This window comes from Micromonospora kangleipakensis (assembly GCF_004217615.1).
GTDB lineage: Bacteria > Actinomycetota > Actinomycetes > Mycobacteriales > Micromonosporaceae > Micromonospora > Micromonospora kangleipakensis.
The window spans coordinates 2,001,656-2,019,828 of the sequence record NZ_SHLD01000001.1 but is presented as its reverse complement, the minus strand read 5'-3'; the positions used below and the strand labels follow the sequence as shown (position 1 = coordinate 2,019,828).

The window sequence follows — 18,173 nt, the reverse complement described above, 5'->3', positions numbered from 1 at the left end:
ACCGGACTCGTACGACGGTTGTGCCAACTCGCAGCGGCCAGCCCCCGCCCCGTTGGACACCCGCAGGGCAATCCGCTCAGTCGATCGATCGGTGCCCGTACGAGTCACTACAGCGAAGGTACGCCGAACAGCACCAGGTAGCCGAGGGCACCCAGAACCGTCCCCAGACAGTAAGAGACGTAATGAGTCCGCGAGGTCCGCATGAAGGTAATGATAGAGAAAGCGGCCGACACAACAAGTTCCACGATCGGTATCGTCGTTGATACGGAAAGGAGCTGCATCGTAACGCCCGCAATTATCAGCATTGCCAGAAAGGACGCCCAGGACGGAATAGCCATGATGCCTGACTTTGGATCGCGCTCCGACCCCTGCTTGGTCTTCACAAGGAATGTAAGTGCCATTAGCGGAAGCAAGACGCCCGCGAAGCTCCGAACGCCATCCCCCACGCCCTCTGCGAAACCTCGCGCTACGAACCAGATCATGAGGATGAGCAGGAGACCAGGAGCTGCAACCTGCGCGAAAGGATAGAGGGCTCCCTCGATAAAGCGGCTCCCCCAGTTACTCTCTTCATGCTGAACGCTGCGTGTGCTCATCGCTCCTCCACTGGCGTCGCCTTAAAAATGCGCTGCACTTTGGGATCACTCGCATGGTCTCATGCGAATCGCGGCGGCCGGGATCACTTGTTCCGGCTCAATGCTACGTCAGTTTGGTGAGGCGCCTGAATGATCGTACGGCACATGTCAGATGATCGGCCTACTCCGATAGGTGGGCTAAGAACAGTGAGTGATCTGAACGCACTGTCATCGGCATGACCGCGCGTCGAGCACCACCGTACGTCCGTCACACGCTGCGACGCCCGGTCGGCGGCAGATGCGCGCACCTGACCTTGTTCAGGCGCTGGCGGTCTCAAGCGCGCGGGTCTCTGCAGAGGGCCCTCGACTGGGCTCGGGCTGACTGGCACGGTGAGCGCTCAGGGGTGTGGCCGCTGTACCTGCTCGAAGTGGAACTCGCGAATGAAGCAGTCTCGTGGTTGGCCAACCGCGAAGAGCACGCAGTCGATGACCGACCGCGCAGTGAGGTCGCTGTTCGCCTGTCGGGGCCCGTCCTGAACGAAGTCCGGCGGAAACAGTGAAATCACCCGGATCCCTTCTGGCCGGAGCCGGTGCGACAGGATCTCAGCAAGCCCGGCGTGGGCATGCTTGGCGGCGTAGAACGCGGGATGCGCGCCCGAACGGCGGTGCCCCACCTCGCCGCAAGCAGAGATCATGTTGACGATGTCGGGCCGCGACGATGCCCGCAGCAGCGGCAGCAGATGTTTGGTCAACAGCACGGTGCCGGTCCCGCCCGCAGCCATCACGCTTTCGATCTTGTCGTCCGAGACGTCTCCCAGGTCGTCACCTTCGATGTATGCGGCACCATTGTTGATCAGCACATCGAGGTGCTTCGTCCGACCGGCCAAGGCCGCGGCGAACGCGCGCACCGAATCCGGTACGGCGAGGTCGCAGCGAAACGCATCAGCCCGACCTGGCCCCCGCTGGTTGATCGCATCCGCAACATGCTCGGCCGCCACAAGGTCGCGGGCCGAGAGGAAGATCTGTGCACCGCGCTCGGCGAAGGCCTCGGCCAGTAGTCGTCCCGTGTCACGTGCGGCGCCGGTGATAGCGACGCGCAGACCGTCAAGATCCATGGCCGACAGTGAAGCATCTGAACTCTGGTTGAGGTCAACAGGAACTCGCCGAGATCGGACATCCGCTCTTCGGCAGATCCGCATCCCGGCCGCCCCAGCTCGCCGTGACTGTGGGTAGCGCGCGGATGCGGCAATTGAGGATGCTGTTCAGCAGGGGCCGCTCTTAGAGCCTGGTAAATAAGGGGTTCGGGCGGTCGCCGGTCCTGGCGAAGATCGACAATCGTGACGGCCCCGGCGTGGCGGCGTGACATGGGGAAGGGCCTTCGGATACGAGCAAAGGCGACTAAACCAGCACGACCGAAGGCCCAACCCTGTCTGTATACCTTGTCGCCGGCGTCGCCGCATCCGCCACCCCGGCCACCGTTGACGATCACCTGCCCACCGCCCGGCCACGGCACTATCCGTCCGACACCTCGGATGCCGAATGGCAGGTCCTGGCTCCGCACGTGCCGGCCGGGAGCGGACGCGGCCGGCCGATCACCTACCCCCGCCGGGACATCGTGGACGCGATCCGTTACCTCGACCGGACCGGCTGCCAGTGGGACGCGCTGCCTGCCGACTTCCCGCACCACAAGCTCGTCTACCACTACTTCACGACCTGGACCCGCGACGGAACGCTCAACCGCATGCACAACAGCCTGCGGGAACAGGTCCGCGAACAGGTCGAGGGTCGCAACCGGCAGCCGACGGCTGCGCTGGTCGACTCCCAGTCGGTACGGGGCGCGGAGACCGTCGGCCGGGGCGGGCGTGGCTATGACGCGGGGAAGAAGGTCAACGGCCGCAAACGCCACATCGCCGTGGACACCTGCGGACTGCTGCTGGCGGTCCTGGTCACCGGCGCGCAGGTGCAGGACCGCGACGCCGCCCGACCCCTGCTGCGGGCGCTACGCGCCTGCTTCCCCACCATCAGCCTGACCTGGGCCGACAGCGGCTACGCGGGCCGGCTCGTCGACTGGGCCACCGCCCACCTCACCCTGACCGTGCAGATCGTCGCGAAGCTCGCCGGGCAGACCACCTTCGTCGTCCTGCACCGCAGATGGGCGGTCGAGCGCACGTTCTCCTGGATCAACCGGTGCCGACGCACCGTCCGCGACTACGAACGGCTACCCGACCACCACGCCGCGATGGTCCAATGGGCCATGATCATCGTCATGACCCGCCGCCTCGCCCGCCACCAAGGCACCTAAAACCCTTATTTACCAGGCTCTTAGAGCGGGACGCCGGCATGAGCGGATCTTGTATTCGGCTTGCCCTGGATAGAGACGGATCGGCACTATGCGGTCGTGGGGTCGGACTGGATCTGGGAACTGCGGGTACCCGTGGCGGCCGGGCCGGCTCTTCGCGGGTTGTATGCACTGGCAGCTGAGCGGGACCTGCGCCCGCAGCGTCCCGATGGGTTGATCAACCTCTTCACCAATCCCGACGCCGACCTACGCACGGTCGAGGATCCCGACACGGCGGTCGCCGCAATGGCGACGGGCGCGGAGCACGGTAAGTTCTGGACGAACGGCGACATCGACATCTTCGTAAACTGGGAAGACGGGCGCCTCGTCTGGGCGCTGGACGCATGCTTCTGCTATCGCCGCCCGGTGTCCGAGGCGGACACCTTCCGCGAGCTGCACGGTCGCCTGACCGGCTTGTGGCTTGATGTCGCGCAGCGTCTGAACGCCGACGTCGGTCGAGTCCTCGACGAATGGTCGAGTGATCAGATATGGGAATGGGGCATCCACGACGCACTGCACCCGGCCGGTGGTTGGCCGGCTGAGCTCGGCTGGTGGACCTACCTCGGCCCCGACGGCCGTCTGCCACCGCCCCGGCTGCCCGAGGTCGCCGCTCGCACGCGCCGACTCCCGAACGGCGCCCTGCTGGTTACCCTCCTGGACGACCCGGCCGCCGTCGACCCGCTCCGTTACGAGGACCTCCACGGCCGCTGGCTCAGGGCGGCCTGAGCTCCCCGGGGCAGCACCCTGTGTATGCCTTCGACGGCCCAGTGCGCGCGCATGGCGGCCATGTGCGGACGTCGCCAGGACGATCATTCAGAGCGTGCAGCGCGGTTCCGCACCCATTCGGCGAATCTCACAGCGTTGTCATGCTGGGCAGGCATGACGTTAGCGGTGGCATCAGCCAGGAGTTCTTCGATCCGTGGGTTGGAGCCGTTCTCGGCGAGCATGAGGGCCTCGGCCCGAGCAAAGAAGACTGGGAAGTTCTTGGCTTTCATGTATCCGAGGTCCCCGGAGCGGATCTGGTCGAGTAGTGCGTCACGGTCCATCAGCCGCTTCAGGGTTGGCCAGCCGTGAATCGCCAGTTGCCTGGTCATATCGGTTGCCGCCGCCGATGCGTCTCGCTCGCCGCTGATCTCCCACCAGCCGTCCCTGCCCGGAGGCGTCCCGGTGGGGTGCAGTCGCAGGCGGTACAACCCCAGCGACTCGCTAATTGCTTTGGGGAGTGACCCAAGAGATTGCTGCTGCCAAGCAAGCCATGGCGCGGGCGCAACAGCCAGATTGATGACGCACCGCAGTGACTCCGAGGTGCTGTACGCGGACGACTGCACGTCGACCACCGCCCAGTCACCTTGAGCATTGGTTATCCGCCAGGTGGGCGCGGAGCCCTTGAAGCCGTCGGCCCTTGCTGCCGGTGCGACCACGTCACGTAGCGCGGCCCTGAGCGCTGCCTGTGCCGTCATAGACCACACTTTCTCAGACGGCGTCAGGACCACCACTGATGGCACGACCGGATCGCGGCATAGAAAGCGCTTCCCGCCCATCTCTCAATGCTGCCGGACCAACCGTCGTTGATGGGACCGTGCGCCGAGCGGGAGGGGCCGCCGACCACACCGGCTCTGCGTAGTGTCAGTGCCATGCTCCGGATCTCCCCGTGCGCTGGCACAGCCTGGCTTACGACGCCAGCACGTGGCCGTCGAGGATCCTCGTGATGGCCGTCCCGTCTCCGTCATCATCCGATCCGCAGTGGACAGGATCGTTGCCCAAGGCGCCACCGTTCCCGCCAGAACCGCCGGCACGCCCAGCGCCAATCCGGCGTGGGCGGTTCGCCGCCGGTATCGGTATCGCGGTTGTCGGCCACGTACCCGCAAGTGGCCTGTGGCTCCTTTCCTTTTACACGTTCATCTACTACGCGACGCCCGACTCATTATTCATGGTGGATTGTCTCGTAATCCTCCTTCAACTGGCGCTGTTCGCCGGCTGTGTCCTGACGGGTGGTTGGCTGGTCTTCCGTGGTGACCGCAGCCTCGGCCTGGGCCTGCTCATCGGTTGGGCCGCAGGCATCATCGCGCTCGTGGTGGGCACGATCCTGATCTCCTACTCGGTGCCGACCGATACGGCTGCGGCAGGCACCAATACGGTCTACTCCCACAGCCTCGTCGTTGCCTCCACGCCATAGGCGACGCACTCATCTCGGCATGACCGTGCACCATTGTCCCGCACGACCAGCGCCCGATTAGCGGCTACTTGATGCGCCGGCTCGCCGGGCGCGCCTCGAACCTGGTCTTCTTCTCCCGCGCCATGATCCTCAGCGGCAGTCGGCTGGCTTGGGAAAGGGATTGAGCGGGGCGGCGCCAGCCGGGATGATCCACTAATGGATCTCGTCGCCTCGCTACCTGCCTTCGTTGTTGCCGTTGTGCTGATCTCGGCATCTCCAGGTCCTGCGATGGCGCTGATCATGCGTCGGGCCGCGCTGCGCGGATTCGTCGGAGCGGTGCCGACCGTGCTGGGACTGGAGGCCGGTCTCTACCTCTGGGCGTTGTTCGCCGCCGCTGGTCTGGCAGCCATGGTTGCCGCTTCGGAAGCAGCCTTCATTGTCCTGCGGGTGATCGGCGCGGGATTCCTGATCTATCTAGGAGTCAAGGCGTGGCGGACCGCCTGGCAGAGCCGGAAGCTGGGGTCGGTCCAGGAGCCGACCGAGGACCTGCTGTCCAACCCGAAGCGGGGCTGGTGGAAGCCCTTCGGCGAGGGTGCGTTGGTGATGCTCGCCAACCCGAAGGCCGCCGTGTTCATGATCGCGTTCTACCCCCAGTTCGTGCCGGCCGACCGGCCGTTGTTTGCGACCACCGCCCTCCTTGCACTGCTCCAGGTAGCTGTCGAGATCGTCCTGTACCTCGGTCTGGCGGCCGTGGTCGGGCGAGCGGGCGCGTGGTTCCGCAGACCGGTGATCCGCCGTCGACTGGAAGCGGTCAGCGGCACCGTGCTCATCGCCCTGGGGCTACGGGTAGCCGCCGCGACCCGCTGACCGCCGCGACCCGCCCAAATCCCCCATTGGCGGTGGCGCCGGGTCGGGCCCGTCGGCGGAAGAGGCCATGCTCGGTCGGCGGCAGTGAGCGTGCGCCTCGCGGCGAGGGCCCCGGCATGGTGAGATGGCGGCTGTGGTGATCAGCGAAGCCGACGGCGGCCGATGGGCGAGAGCCTCGAGGACCTCACCGAGTACGCAATGGCGCAGGGCGCTGAGGGTTACGACGTGCATGAGGTACGGCTGTGTAGGTGCGCGAAGTGCGGCGGACATGTCTTCGGCGTTCATGGTGATCTCGAGGAGCACGCGGCGAAGCGCATATGCCGTGGTTGCGGTGCGGAGCACTTCATCGCGGACAGCGGCGAGTACTGGGATGACACCAGGTCCGGCATCATGGTCTGCGAGTGCGACGGTGACGGCGACGAAGAGGACTTCAACGTTATGGTGGGCTACTCCCTCTATGCCGATGGTGACGGAATCCGAGCGATCGCCATCACGAGCCGCTGTGTCGCGTGCGGGCGGCTCGGCTACTGGGACGACTGGATGATCCGCAGCGGCGAGATGCACCTGTTGGATCTCGCGTAGGGTCTTCCTCGCACAACCAGAAGGCATCCCCGGCGCACCGTCATCGGCAGATCCGATTGTGTCGTGGTCACTAGGTCCCGGAGGCCATGTAGGCGGCGAGGATGTAGTTCGGGTGCCGATCGAGGTTCTTGCGGGCGCGGTCGTAACGCATGGTCGTCCGCGGATCGGCGTGACGGGCGGCGATCTGTACGTCGCGCAGGCTCACGCCGGCGTCGAGCATCATCGTGACGAAGGTGTGACGCAGCATGTGCGGGTGCATCCTCGGCATCCGGATCCCGGCGCTGGCCGCCAGATGCCGGAGCCGGCGGGTTGCGGCGTGTCGGTCCATCCGCGCACCGAGGGTGTTGCGCAGGATCGGACCATCGAGGCGGCCGTCGACGGCACGGTCGACGGCCCTGGCCACGGCGGGCGGGAGCGGGATGAGGACGACTTTGCCGCCCTTGCCGCGTACGCGCAGGACGCGGTGGCCGTGTTCCTCGCCGATGTCACGGATGGTGGCGCCGCAAGCTTCGAAGATCCGCAACCCGAGCAGTCCGAGCATGGCGATCAGGGCGAAGTCGTTCGGGTTGGCCGACTGCCGTGCGGTGGTGATCAGGGCTTCGAACTGGAGGTGGCCCAGCCCGAGGGTGGGTGATTCGGGTGGTACTACCGGTCTGCGGACGTAGTCGGCTGGTGAGTGCGGCAGGATGCCGTCGATGACGCAGACGCGGTAGAAGCCGACTACCACCGACAGGCGGCGGGAGACGGTCGAGGGCTGGTAGCGGCGTACGTCCTGGAGCCAGCGTACGTACCGTTCGATGTCCGCGCGTGCGGCCGACAGCGGGTTCAGGTCCGGGCCCACGCACCAGGTCAGGAAAATCCGCAGGTCGGACTCGGTGTGTAGCCGCGAGGCACCCCGGTACCGACCAAGGTAGGCAGCCACTGCCGCACGCAGCACGACATGTTCAGGAGAGACGGCACCGGCACTGGAAGCGGGAGAGGTAGTCATACCTCACGGTGCGTCACCAGTCACGGTCAGTGCTAGCGAACTCCGCGCGGCAGATGTGCGTACCCGACCAGGGCGGTGGAGATCAGCCCCTCCGCGCTGGAATCGCGGATGACGCTTCACTCGCCAGCGCACGTGCTCCGGCACTGGCCCGACGGCTGGCCAAGGTCGACGACCTGATCAGAACCGGCGGCGACGGCTGGAAGGAACTGATCGGCCTCTACCGTCGCACGCCACGGGCGAGGCCGTTCGACCCCCGGGGCCGCAGCAGCACATCCGCATCCACCAGCGCTGCCGGGTGGTACGACTGTCAGAGGCGGACAGGAGTGGCAGAAACGGGGCGAACCGATGACGAGTGGCGCAGCCCGGCTGCTGCGGGGACGGGAGGAGCAGCGGGCGACGTTCCTGGACCTGTTCTTCGACCTGGTGTTCGTCTTCGCGCTCTTCCGGCTCTCACAAGGGCTGCGGGAGCATCTGGACTGGAGCGGCGCCTTCCAGACGCTGGTGTTGCTGCTCGCCGTGTGGTGGGTGTGGACCCAGTCGGCGGGAGTAAGCGACAGGTTCGACCCCCGACGGCCAGCGATACAGGTGCTGGCCATTGGGGCCATGTTCGGCAGCTTGGTGCTGGCGGCCGCGGCGCCTGAGGCGTTCGGCGACCATGGCCTGGTCTTCGCCGGCGCGTACGTCGCCGTCCAGGTCGGTCGCAGCCTGTTTCTCGTGGTCCTTACGCGGGGCGACGAGCGGCAGCGTGCCGAGATGCGGGTGCTGTTCTGGTTCGGCGTGTCGGCGGTGCCGTGGCTCGCGGGCGCCCTCATGCAGGGGTGGCCGCGTGGGGTGCTGTGGGCGCTGGCGGTGGCCGTGGACTACACGGTGGCCAGACTCGGCTGGCCCACGCCGCAGCTGGGCCCCGCCAGCGCGGCGGAGTTTTCGGTCTCGGGCGGGCTCCTGGCCGAGCGGCATCGGCAGTTCTTCATCATCGCGCTCGGCGAGCTGATCCTGGTGACGGGGCTGGGGCTCAGCAGCAACTCCTTCGCTGCGGACAGCAGCGCGGCGGTCGTGGTGGCGTTCGCGACCACGGTGCTGCTGTGGCGGATCTACATCCACCGTGCCGGGGAGGTGTTGGGCGGGGCCGTCGCCGCCGCCCCTGATCCGCTCCGCGTTGCCGTGTCGTCGGTATACGCCCACCTGGTCATGGTCGCCGGCATCGTCGCGATCTCCGTCGGCGACGAGCTCATAATCGAGCACCCGTTCGGGCACACACCACCGGCGTGGGCCGCCGTCATCCTCGGCGGACCCGCACTGTTCCTCGCCGGACGGGCCATCATCGAGTACACGGTGTTCGGCCGGGTGTCCCGAGACCGCGTGGCCGGGGTCCTCGTGCTCGCCGCCATCTCGCCGGCAACGATCGTCCTGCCGCCGGTGCTGGTCGCCGCCGCCGCTGCTCTCGTCCTGGCCGCGATCGCCGTATCCGACGCAGCCCGTGCCCGAGGACGCCCACCCGAGCCGCCCTCACCACCCGGCTAGCCGGAAATTGCCACCCACGTCCCGAGACTGTTCTGTCACGGACGTCCTGAGACTCGACAGTGTGCGACCGGCGACCGGCGATGCCGGGCTGCACTTGATCCGTTACACATCGACTTCACTTGAAGGGTGACAGTTGGCCGGCTCTCTCCGGGCTCGGCTGTCACGGTGCGTAACTGGCGTGCCGCCTATCGCTGAGGCATGCGATCCTCGACGCCGGTCAAGACGCGCGATCAGCGGCATGAGAGTGCGCCCTTATCCGGAGTCCGCCATCGTTGAGTGAATCCATTGTGTGAGTGAAGCCAGGGAGCTGCGATGAAGGACTTGCCGATCTCACCGACCCCTGCATGAACGAGGCCGTCTGGCGGGCGCGCGGTGGGGTCGGCTCAGGTTGAAGGGGCCGGCGTGGGCATCACTGGCTGTGATCATCAAGACGGCTGTCTATCCGCGGTCTGAACTTGGCTTGGCAGTGCCGCCTGAGCTCGCTTCGGGTTTCGTGTAGAGGACTTCGCGGACCTGCTCCGCGGCGCGGAGGATGCTCTCGCTGATGAAGTCGCTGAAGCGGGCGATGTTCTCGAGGCGGGCGGCGGCCGGGGTGCCGGGGCCGAGGACGCTGACGCCCTGCCGTGCGGTCTCGGCGACCTGGGCGGTGCCGCGGGCGCTGGCGATCGTCGACTGGTACCAGACGTCGTCGTCGACGAAGTAGCGCTCGCGGCGGCGTTCGTCGCGTTCCCGGCGGATGAGGCCCTGATCTTCGAGGAACGCGATCGCCTTGGAGACGGACGCCGGGCTGACCTGGAGGTGCTGGACGAGTTCGGACGCGGTGAGGCTGCCCGCGTCGGCGATAAAGAGGCAGGTCAGCACCCGAGCCATCATCTTGGGCAGGCCCTGTTGCATCAGGAGGGTGGTGAACGCCTCCTCGTACTCACGCACGGCCTCGTCGTCGCGCCCGTGGCCCTGCGCCAGCGCCCCCTGCTCCCGGGGCGGGGTGTGCTTGCGCCGGTGGGCGCGGCGTTCGGTGGCGCGGTGGGCCAGGTCGGCGCGGTAGGCGGTGGGGCCGCCGTTGCGCATCACCTCACGCGTGATCGTCGAGGTGGGGCGGTCGAGACGTCGGGCGATCTCCGCGTAGGCGAGGCCGTCGGCCAGCCCCAGCGCGATCTGCTGACGTTCCTGCTGGGTGAGTCTGCCTCCCGGCACCGCGATCTCCCTTCGTGCTTCCCTGGTGCCGCCAGCGTAGCGTTCGCCCACAGTCCAATGCAACGATCAGGACACCTATCATTGCGTTAGATCTACGCCCAGTGCAACGAAAATTGGCCCTCTGCCTGCACAAACGCGGGTTATGCGCAACGGATCAGTTGCGCCGCACTCGAACGCAACGTAGCGTTTCCGATGTCAGAAACGACGAGCGCACGAGGAGAGCATGATGCAGAAGTTCGACACCCCCGCCGCGATCTCCGCCGTCCTGGACATCCCCGCCGGGCGCATCCAGGTCATCGCCGCCGACCGGGCCGACACCACCGTCGAGGTCCTGCCCGCCAACGCCTCCAAGGGCCGCGACGTGAAGGCAGCTGAGCAGACCAAGGTCGAATTCGGCGACGGCGTCCTGCGGATCAAGGCCCCGGCGGAGAAGAACCAGATCCTCGGCCCCTCCGGATCCATCGAGGTCACGGTCCAACTGCCCACCGGTTCCCGCATCGAGGCGAAGGCGGCCGCCGCCGAGTTCCGGGGCGTCGGACGGCTCGGCGACGTCGCCTGCGAGGGCGCGCACGGCGCGGTCAAGATCGACGAGGCCGCGAGCGTGCGCGTGGCCGCCTACGCCGGTGACGTCACGGTCGGCCGCCTTACCGGCCCCGCGGAGATCAGCACCCAAAAGGGTGACATCCACATCGCCGAGGCCACCTCCGGCACGGTCGTGCTGCGCACCCAGATGGGCGACGTGACGGTCGGCGCCGCCCACGGAGTTTCCGCCTACCTGGACGCCGGCACCGGCTACGGCCGGATCCACAACGCGCTGAAGAACACCGAAGGCGCCGCGGCCGGCCTGAACATCCACGCGACCACCGACCACGGCGACATCACCGCCCGCAGCCTGTAAAGAAAGAGCCATCCGTCATGACCAACCTGAAGAACAGCACTTCCTCGACCAATTCGAAGTGGACCGGCATGGTGCCGGTTGACGATACGGCCCTGGCCGTCACCGACACTGGCGGTCCCGGTATCCCTGTGGTCTACCTCAATGGCCAGTTCGCCACTCAGGGGTACTGGCGGCGGGTCATCGCCGAACTCGGCCCCGACTACCGGCACATCACCTACGACGAGCGGGCCCGCGGCAAATCGAAGAAGTCGGCCGACTACTCCTTCGAGGCGTGTGTCCGGGATGTCGACGTCGTCCTCAAAGCCAGGGGTGTGGACCGGCCGCTGGTGGTGGGCTGGTCCTACGGGGCGTTCGTCGCCGCGCAGTGGACCAGCCGGAACCCCGACCGTGCCCTGGGTGCGGTCTTGGTGGAAGGCGCGCAACCGCACGACTGGCTCGACGACGCGATGGAGCAGCGGATCCGCAAGCTGTTCAAGCGGTTGAGCTGGTTCATGCCGCTGCTGCGCCCGACGGGCCTGACCCCGCGGTTGAACGCCGCGCAGATGGCCGAGTGCAACATCGAGCTCGGCAAGCTCGCCCGCGCACGGAATCTGGGTCCGGTGCTGGACGGCATCACCGTCCCGACGCGGTATGTGTTCGCGTCGGGGGCGTCCATCGGAAGCAAGGGTGATGAGCAGGAACGCATCCGCGCCAGCGTCGATCAGGTGGTCGAGCGCAACCCGAACATCAAGATCAGCGCGAAGGTCGCCAGCAACCACGACCACATCCTGAAAAAGGACTACCGGGCCATCGCCGAGGCCGTACGCGAGGTCGCCACCCTCGACCGCGGCCGGCGTTGAAGACCTGACCAGCGGACTGACGATCAGCCAGGCAGCTGGGTGCCAGCGTGCAGGACTCCACCGCCGGCACCCAGCTGCTCAACCGCGTCGCCGCCGCCCACCCCGGCCTGCGCAAGGTCTGGGTCGACGGCGGCCACCGCACGCACCTGGTCGAGCACGCCGCCCGCCTCGGCATCGACATGGAGATCGTCCAACGCCCGCCCGGGGCCAGGGGCTTTACCCCTGTTCCGAAACGGTGGACGGTCGAGCGCACCTACGGCTGGCTGATGTTCCACCGCCGCCCGGCCCGGGACTACGAAACCCTCCCGGCCCGCTCGGAAGCCATGATCCACCTGGCGATGCGCCGGCTTGGCCACAGTGTCGGTGAGCAGCGCCGCAGCGTCAAGGATGGCGGCTTTGTCACCGGGCCGGGCGTTGCGGCCGTCGGCCAACACCAGCACGGCCTCGGCAGTCGCGATGACGGCCTCGGCGAGTGCGCCGCGCCCCTCACCGAGATGCCAGCCTTCCAGCGACACCCGCGCAAAGGCGAACCGCGCATACACCGCCTCGGAGTAGGGCAACGCGCCGCGCACAACGAGCCGAATCCCGTCCCGGGACATGGCCGAGTAACGCTCGGCCACCCGGCTGCTCGGACGCTGGTTTGAGACGATGAGATCGATAACGCCGATCAAGGCGTGGACCTCGGGCGCGGGTTGCTGCTGGAACATGTTCATCATCATCCCGGGGAGATCCGACAAGCGGCCCGGGCGAGGATCATCGGCCGGCAAGGGGCCTCCGACGTGGTAGGCGCTCATCGGCAGATGTGCGCGCTTGCGGGGGGCAGCGCAGCCCGCCTTCAGTCCGTGGTGAGCAGGTGGAACAGGAGGTGATCCTGCCAGCTACCTGCGATCTTCAGATACGAAGGAGCCACACCGTACGGCCGGAACCCGTTGCGCAGCAGCACCTGCTGCGATGCCGTGTTGCGCAGCAGCGTCTCTGCCTGAAGCCGGTGCAGGTCGAGTTCGCCGAAAGCGATTGCGATGGCATCGCCGACAGCCGCGGTGGCGAGCCCCTGGCCCTGATGTGACAGGCCGATCCAGTAGCCGATCGCCGCTGATTGCAGTGCGCCCCGGGTGATGCCGCTGATGTTCAGCTGGCCGATCACCTCGTCCCCGTCCAGAATGACGAGCGGAACCATGGTTCCCTGGGCATGGGCTTCCAGCGATGTCTCGAGGATCGTGCGCTGGTTGTCCAGCGTGAACCACGGGTCGTCACGCAGTGGTACCCAGGGTGCGAAGGCTTCGCGGTTCGCGCGTAGTAGCGCGGTCACGGCGGGGGCGTCGTCGACCGTGGCGACACGGATGACCGGCATGTCATGACTCCAACTTTACGGCGATCTGACCAGCGGAGACGGTACCAGCGTCGGCCCGCTCGCTCGTGTGCGCGGCCTGCGGCGTACGGCACCACGCCGCGGTGCTGTTCAGTCCGCTGGACCAGTTCCTGGCGGCACGCCCCAGCGAAGGGCAAGGTACCCAACGTCCGATCGCTCCTCCTCCCAGACGCACTGACATCGGCAGTTCCGGATGGCGAGCGGCAGCTCCAGCCGTCACGCTGCGTGCCGCGCGGATCGCGGCATGATCGGTCGCTTGACCTTGCTTGGCGTCATCGATGCGCGTATGGCCCTGCCGGGCGCGGCTTGGGATTGACCTGATCCGTTGACAACGTTCAGTGATGCTGCTGCGTGGTGATGAGTGTGAGCATGTATAGCGAGCCATCTGCCGCTGGCTCCGTACCCGTGGCGCCCACGGTGGTTGATGAGCTTGGGGGTGCCCCCGTCCGCGTCAGGCCAGGGGGCACGCGTGATCAGGAGTTCGTCGAGTTCGTGGTCGCGTCCGGTCGATATTTGTTACGCACTGCTGTGCTGCTGTGTGGTGATCCGGTCCGTGCGGAGGAGTTGGTCCAGGCCACCTACGAGCGCATGTATCGATCCTGGCGACGCGTGGCGCGCGACGGCGACCCGCAGGCGTACGCGCGTCGGGTGCTGGTCAACCTGCGGGTGGATGGGTGGCGGCGCACGCGTCGCGAGGTCGTCGTCGACCCGGGCGCGCTGCCCGAACAGGCCGGGCCTGACAACACGGGTGCCGTCGTCGCCCGCAACGCCGTGGTCCAGGCTCTGGCCCGGCTGCCGCTGGCGCAGCGGCGGGTCGTGGTGCTGCGACACCTGCTCGACCTCACCGAGACCGAGGTTGCCCACGAGCTGGGGATCTCGGTCGGCACGGTTAAGTCCCACCACGCGCGCGGGATCGCCCGGCTGCGCGAGATCTTCGCGGAAGGGGATCTGCGATGAGCGTCCAGCTTCACGATGATGACGTTCTCGCCCGGCTGCGGGCGGGCGCCCCGGGCTACCCGGATGCCGGTCCCGACGCCGGGCGTACCCTCGCCGCCGCACGGCGAGCAATGCGCCGCAGCCGGCGCCGGCGGGCGCTTGGCAGCGTCGCCGCGGTCGTGGCCGCGGTCGTCGGACTCACGGCGGCAGGCCCAATCGAGCTGCCCGGCGGCGGCAGGTTCGTCATGCCTGGCGGGTACGACGTCCATTCGCTCATCAACCAGGGTGAGCCGCCGGTGTTCCCGCGCCAAAGGCAGCTTGACGACGTCGCGGACCTGGAACGTCAGGTTCTGCCGGTGGCAGACGACTTGGGGCTCACCCTGTACATCGACGAGGGAGCGGCGTGGAGTCGTCCGGCGTGCCGCGTGTTCACCTGGTCGCACGGAGCGTTCCGGGACCGCGACTCGGGTTGCGCAAATCCCGACGACCCCGAGCTGCCGTTCGACACCGAGAGCGAGGCTGCGTTCACCCGGGTATCCGATGCGATCGAGCACTCTGGCGTGAATGTGCACCGGATTGAGAAGGGCGGCTGGGGCCCCGGCACGTCGTTCCACCTCCGCGACAGCTCCTGGAGGTGGAACTGGTACTACTCCTACGTTCCCGGCACCCCGGCCGACGCACCAGAAGAGGTGCGGACGGAGACAGGACTCGGCGTCAGGCTGCAGGTCCACGTCAGCGGTGACTGGTGGTTCACCGTGGAGCCCGACGACTGACATGGCGACGTAGGCCGGCGGCCGTTGCGTCCATGGCCATCCGACAGAACGCGCAGTCAGACTGCGCGTTCTGTCTATCGTGCATGACGCCCTGGCCCGCAAGATCAGGCGCACTCATCTCGGCAAATGAGGATGGGTTCGCACCGGCGGCGGTGTTGGCCGGCATAGGGTAGGCCCCGTCCGCTGCGGTGACTCACCGTGTTGAAGGCATTTCCGATCGTCTTCGCGGTGGGGCCATTCGCGGTGGGGCCAGTTGTAGCCGTCCTGGTGGGGCCAACTCAGGCCGTCAGAGCCATCCTCACGGGTCAGTGGAGGTACCGAGGCCCACGACGTATGCCGTATCGGCGCAGGCGGGGACCGTTTGGTGCTCGGATGGTGATCGGACGTCGGCGAACTGGCGCGGACACGCCGGTACCTCATCGGACTTGCTTCTCTTCCAGGGCAACTCGAAGAATTGTTCCGATGAATCCAATGCCCGGACCTGCTGGTATCCGCCGGGACGCTCATGGTTCGAGTGGGACCGGGACGTGCCGTCCGAGCGAACCCTCATTGCATAGACAGCCATCTGTCTACGGATCAGAAGGTCAGGGTTCGAGTCCCTTCGGGCGCACACTTTTGAACAGGGAAAACGCTGAGGACCGGCCGCTTGCGACCGGGCCTGACAGACAACCGGTGACAGCAACGTCATTCCGGGCGCCCGTCATCGAGCAGGCCGCCGAGCTGATCCAGCGCCGCCCGCTTGTCGCCCAGGCTGACATGCCCGTAGACCGTCATGGCCATCTCCAACGTGCTGTGCCCCACGATGTCCATCACCGTCCGACGCGGCACACCCAGGGCCAGCAGCACCGACACGCAGCCGTGCCGCAGATCATGCAGCCGGATCACCGAACAGCTGAGCTCCGCCACACAACGAGAATGGGCTTCATGATCTACCACATACGCCGCGTAGCCGCCGGAGAATGGCGGCAGTTGAGGGCCATCCGACTGGAGGCACTCCAGGACTCACCGACCGCGTTCAGCACGCCACTCGCCGAGGCGACCGCCTTCAGCGGCACCGTCTGGCAGCAGGAGGCGGCCCGCGAAGCCGACTCCGCCTCGTCAGCGACATTCGTCGCCACCGGCGAGGCAGGCGATTGGGTCGGGATGGCTGCCGTCGCGCCGCTTGCCGAAGTTCCCGACCACGCCCACGTCTACGCGGTCTACGTCACCCCGGCGCACCGCGGCCCGGCTGGACCCGCCGCTGCCCTGATGGCTGCGGCGATCCGCTTCGCCCGCGACCACATCGACGCGGCGTGGCTGACCCTGGGCGTCCACGAGGACAACCCCCGGGCCCGGGCGTTCTACCGCAAGCTCGGGTTCGCCGAGACCGGCAAGGCGATACCCTACGCCCTGAACCCGTCCCAGACGGTGCACATCATGGGCTACCAGGACTTCCGCAACGCGCGGAGATGACCGAGTCCCATCACCCGCAGCGGTTCCTGCGCCCGCCGCCGACCCCGACGGTCGAACCCGCCCCTGGTGACAGCAGCGGATGACAGCAACGGCGCTGGACGGACTGACGCAGCAGCGGACGATTGAACCGCTGCGAACAGTGGTTGCAGCCACTGCTGCACTAAGCCGGACGGGCTGGCCCAGGCTACGGATCAGAAGGTCAGGGGCTCGAGTCCCTTCGGGCGCAAAAGGTAGGAAGAAGCCGGCGACCAGACAGCGGCGAGGTCGGGGGGCTTTCCGCATCCGCTGAAGTCGCGGTCGTGCTCGTCCCCGCCGAGCCGCCGCTTCGGTCGCAGGCGCCCCCTGGCACTGCAGGGTGAAGAACGACGGCCGGTCGGGGGCATCCCCGACCGGCTGGAAAGTGGGGCTGGACCGCCACCACGAGCGTCTGCGGCTGACGGCCGCCGAGCTCAGTGAATTAGGCAACGGCCTCTACCAGCTGCTGATGCGGTTCACCGGCTACCGCGCCGCCCAGGTCGGGTGGGATCCGGAGGGACGCGTCGACCCGGCCGAACTGCAACAAGAATGGGCTGACGAACTGACCGCCGGAGAGTTGCCAGGCCTGGTGCTCGCTGAGGACCTCCACCAGGACCTGCACGGTCAGGGCTTCGTACCGTTCGCGCCGGCATTTGTCTGGATCCCCTACCAGGGTGAGCATCCCTCGTCCCTCACCGCCGACGGCCGCACGGCCGGACGCCCCAGGCCCCAGCGACGCACTTGACGACTATCGGAGGTCCGCCACAACTCCATCGGCGGATCAGGTGGCCGCCGACCTGGACTTCCCCGTTTGCCGAGGTCGAGCAGGCGTTCCCGGCTCTACGGTGTCGCTACTGCAGAGCCACCCTCCGATGGGAACTGGTGGCCGATGAGCGCCAGCAAGGCGGCATGCGTCTCCTGGTCCGCCGCCACGACGAGCCCGCCCACGCCGGTGTGCAGCGGCTGCCCCTGGATGCCGGTCACCACGCATCCGGCGGCCTGGCACAGGGCGATCCCGCTGGCAAAGTGCACGCTGTCCTGCAGGTTGCCGTCAGTTACGTAAGCGGCTCGCCGACCGGCTGCCACCCAGGCCACCGCCAGGGTGGTGGAGACCACGCGCGGGCGGAACTGCTCGACGAACCCCGGGTCGGCGAGCAGCCGGACAGCCCGGAACTCGGGATCGTTCGGAAACGGCGGATCGAGGTTGACATCCACCAGTCGCGAATCGGCTGAGGGCATCAGCTCCTTGTCCACGCCGTCGCTGCGGACGTACGCGCTCGCGCCGTCCGTCCAGAACACCTCGTCGGCGAACGGGTCGGCTGAGGCCGCCACCGTGATGCCGAAGCCCGTCCGCAGGGCGACATTCACCGCGACCAGCATGCTCCGCGCGGCATAGTTCAGCGTGCCGCACAGGGGGTCGACGAGCCACATACGCTCAGCGCCGCCGGCCCCCGTGCGTCCACTCTCCTCGCCGGTCACGGCGTCGTCCGGTCGGGCAGTGCGAAGAACGTCGAGGATGACCTGCTCCGCCTCGATGTCTGCGGCAGTGGCGAAGTCGCCCGCGGACTTCTCAAAGCGCTCCAGCGACGCACCGTACTTGGAGCGCACAACAGCAGCTCCTGCTTGCGCTGCCGCAATGACCAGGTCCCTGTCCGTGATCGACATGCGCCCAGG

Annotated in this window: 21 protein-coding genes; 12 read left to right on the top strand and 9 right to left on the bottom strand. The window is 67.3% G+C overall.

From position 1 onward, the window contains the following. Positions 1-107: 107 nt before the first annotated feature. Both EV384_RS09860 and EV384_RS09855 read right to left on the bottom strand, forming a co-directional pair. Positions 108-593: a hypothetical protein gene (locus tag EV384_RS09860; RefSeq protein ID WP_130332204.1), complete on the bottom strand. Its 486-nt coding sequence runs from the start codon at positions 591-593 to the stop codon at positions 108-110. Positions 594-970: 377 nt separating this feature from the next. Continuing rightward, positions 971-1,687: an SDR family NAD(P)-dependent oxidoreductase gene (locus EV384_RS09855; protein WP_130332202.1), complete on the bottom strand. Its 717-nt coding sequence runs from the start codon at positions 1,685-1,687 to the stop codon at positions 971-973. A gap of 311 nt (positions 1,688-1,998) precedes the next feature. Between EV384_RS09855 and EV384_RS09850 the strand changes: the two genes are divergently transcribed. After that, complete coding sequence (locus EV384_RS09850) at positions 1,999-2,874, top strand: IS5 family transposase (RefSeq protein WP_207232571.1); 876 nt, start codon at positions 1,999-2,001, stop codon at positions 2,872-2,874. A 96-nt stretch (positions 2,875-2,970) separates the two neighbouring features. After that, entirely contained in the window at positions 2,971-3,636 is a 666-nt protein-coding gene (locus EV384_RS09845) for a hypothetical protein (protein ID WP_130332198.1), read from the top strand. Positions 3,637-3,719: 83 nt separating this feature from the next. Here EV384_RS09845 and EV384_RS09840 read toward each other — a convergent pair whose 3' ends face one another. Continuing rightward, positions 3,720-4,451: a DUF4304 domain-containing protein gene (locus EV384_RS09840; RefSeq protein ID WP_130332196.1), complete on the bottom strand. Its 732-nt coding sequence runs from the start codon at positions 4,449-4,451 to the stop codon at positions 3,720-3,722. A 110-nt stretch (positions 4,452-4,561) separates the two neighbouring features. On the opposite strand from EV384_RS09840, the gene EV384_RS09835 reads away from it, so the two are divergent. The 3 genes from EV384_RS09835 to EV384_RS09825 all read left to right on the top strand — a co-directional run bounded on the left by EV384_RS09835 (position 4,562) and on the right by EV384_RS09825 (position 6,514). Continuing rightward, a complete protein-coding gene (locus tag EV384_RS09835) occupies positions 4,562-5,086 on the top strand; it encodes a hypothetical protein (RefSeq protein WP_130332194.1) in 525 nt (174 codons plus the stop codon). 195 nt (positions 5,087-5,281) lie between these two features. After that, the gene (locus tag EV384_RS09830; protein WP_130332192.1) at positions 5,282-5,932 is read left to right on the top strand and encodes a LysE family translocator; all 651 of its coding nucleotides are present in this window, start codon (positions 5,282-5,284) and stop codon (positions 5,930-5,932) included. A gap of 162 nt (positions 5,933-6,094) precedes the next feature. Then, positions 6,095-6,514 carry a hypothetical protein gene (locus EV384_RS09825; protein WP_130332190.1) on the top strand — a complete coding sequence of 140 codons (420 nt, stop codon included), beginning with the start codon at positions 6,095-6,097 and terminating at the stop codon, positions 6,512-6,514. Between the two features lie 70 nt (positions 6,515-6,584). Here EV384_RS09825 and EV384_RS09820 read toward each other — a convergent pair whose 3' ends face one another. Next, the gene (locus EV384_RS09820; protein ID WP_207232284.1) at positions 6,585-7,436 is read right to left on the bottom strand and encodes a tyrosine-type recombinase/integrase; all 852 of its coding nucleotides are present in this window, start codon (positions 7,434-7,436) and stop codon (positions 6,585-6,587) included. A gap of 411 nt (positions 7,437-7,847) precedes the next feature. Between EV384_RS09820 and EV384_RS09815 the strand changes: the two genes are divergently transcribed. Further along, on the top strand, positions 7,848-9,023 hold the full coding sequence (locus EV384_RS09815) for a low temperature requirement protein A (RefSeq protein ID WP_130332186.1): 1,176 nt from the start codon (positions 7,848-7,850) through the stop codon (positions 9,021-9,023). Between the two features lie 438 nt (positions 9,024-9,461). Here EV384_RS09815 and EV384_RS09810 read toward each other — a convergent pair whose 3' ends face one another. Next, positions 9,462-10,217 (bottom strand): GbsR/MarR family transcriptional regulator, encoded by a 756-nt coding sequence (locus EV384_RS09810; RefSeq protein ID WP_130332184.1) that lies wholly within the window; start codon positions 10,215-10,217, stop codon positions 9,462-9,464. Positions 10,218-10,443: 226 nt separating this feature from the next. Here EV384_RS09810 and EV384_RS09805 point away from each other — a divergent pair, with 226 nt between their 5' ends. Both EV384_RS09805 and EV384_RS09800 read left to right on the top strand, forming a co-directional pair. Next, entirely contained in the window at positions 10,444-11,115 is a 672-nt protein-coding gene (locus tag EV384_RS09805; RefSeq protein ID WP_130332182.1) for a DUF4097 family beta strand repeat-containing protein, read from the top strand. Between the two features lie 17 nt (positions 11,116-11,132). Continuing rightward, positions 11,133-11,954, top strand: a complete 822-nt coding sequence (locus EV384_RS09800) for an alpha/beta fold hydrolase (RefSeq protein WP_130332180.1) — start codon at positions 11,133-11,135, stop codon at positions 11,952-11,954. Positions 11,955-11,977: 23 nt separating this feature from the next. On the opposite strand, the gene EV384_RS35865 is transcribed toward EV384_RS09800, so the two are convergent. Both EV384_RS35865 and EV384_RS09790 read right to left on the bottom strand, forming a co-directional pair. Next, entirely contained in the window at positions 11,978-12,748 is a 771-nt protein-coding gene (locus EV384_RS35865) for a hypothetical protein (protein ID WP_242623997.1), read from the bottom strand. Between the two features lie 41 nt (positions 12,749-12,789). After that, positions 12,790-13,305 carry a GNAT family N-acetyltransferase gene (locus EV384_RS09790; RefSeq protein WP_130332178.1) on the bottom strand — a complete coding sequence of 172 codons (516 nt, stop codon included), beginning with the start codon at positions 13,303-13,305 and terminating at the stop codon, positions 12,790-12,792. 375 nt (positions 13,306-13,680) lie between these two features. Between EV384_RS09790 and EV384_RS09785 the strand changes: the two genes are divergently transcribed. Both EV384_RS09785 and EV384_RS09780 read left to right on the top strand, forming a co-directional pair. Next, on the top strand, positions 13,681-14,280 hold the full coding sequence (locus EV384_RS09785) for a SigE family RNA polymerase sigma factor (RefSeq protein WP_341273652.1): 600 nt from the start codon (positions 13,681-13,683) through the stop codon (positions 14,278-14,280). Between the two features lie 158 nt (positions 14,281-14,438). Beyond that, positions 14,439-15,032 carry a hypothetical protein gene (locus EV384_RS09780; protein WP_130332176.1) on the top strand — a complete coding sequence of 198 codons (594 nt, stop codon included), beginning with the start codon at positions 14,439-14,441 and terminating at the stop codon, positions 15,030-15,032. Between the two features lie 684 nt (positions 15,033-15,716). On the opposite strand, the gene EV384_RS09775 is transcribed toward EV384_RS09780, so the two are convergent. Then, a complete protein-coding gene (locus EV384_RS09775) occupies positions 15,717-15,938 on the bottom strand; it encodes a tyrosine-type recombinase/integrase (RefSeq protein ID WP_207232282.1) in 222 nt (73 codons plus the stop codon). Positions 15,939-16,001: 63 nt separating this feature from the next. On the opposite strand from EV384_RS09775, the gene EV384_RS09770 reads away from it, so the two are divergent. Both EV384_RS09770 and EV384_RS09765 read left to right on the top strand, forming a co-directional pair. Then, the gene (locus EV384_RS09770; RefSeq protein WP_165439902.1) at positions 16,002-16,484 is read left to right on the top strand and encodes a GNAT family N-acetyltransferase; all 483 of its coding nucleotides are present in this window, start codon (positions 16,002-16,004) and stop codon (positions 16,482-16,484) included. A 355-nt stretch (positions 16,485-16,839) separates the two neighbouring features. Beyond that, a complete protein-coding gene (locus tag EV384_RS09765; protein WP_130332170.1) occupies positions 16,840-17,244 on the top strand; it encodes a hypothetical protein in 405 nt (134 codons plus the stop codon). Between the two features lie 95 nt (positions 17,245-17,339). On the opposite strand, the gene EV384_RS09760 is transcribed toward EV384_RS09765, so the two are convergent. After that, the gene (locus EV384_RS09760) at positions 17,340-18,164 is read right to left on the bottom strand and encodes an inositol monophosphatase family protein (protein ID WP_130332168.1); all 825 of its coding nucleotides are present in this window, start codon (positions 18,162-18,164) and stop codon (positions 17,340-17,342) included. Positions 18,165-18,173 lie beyond the last annotated feature (9 nt).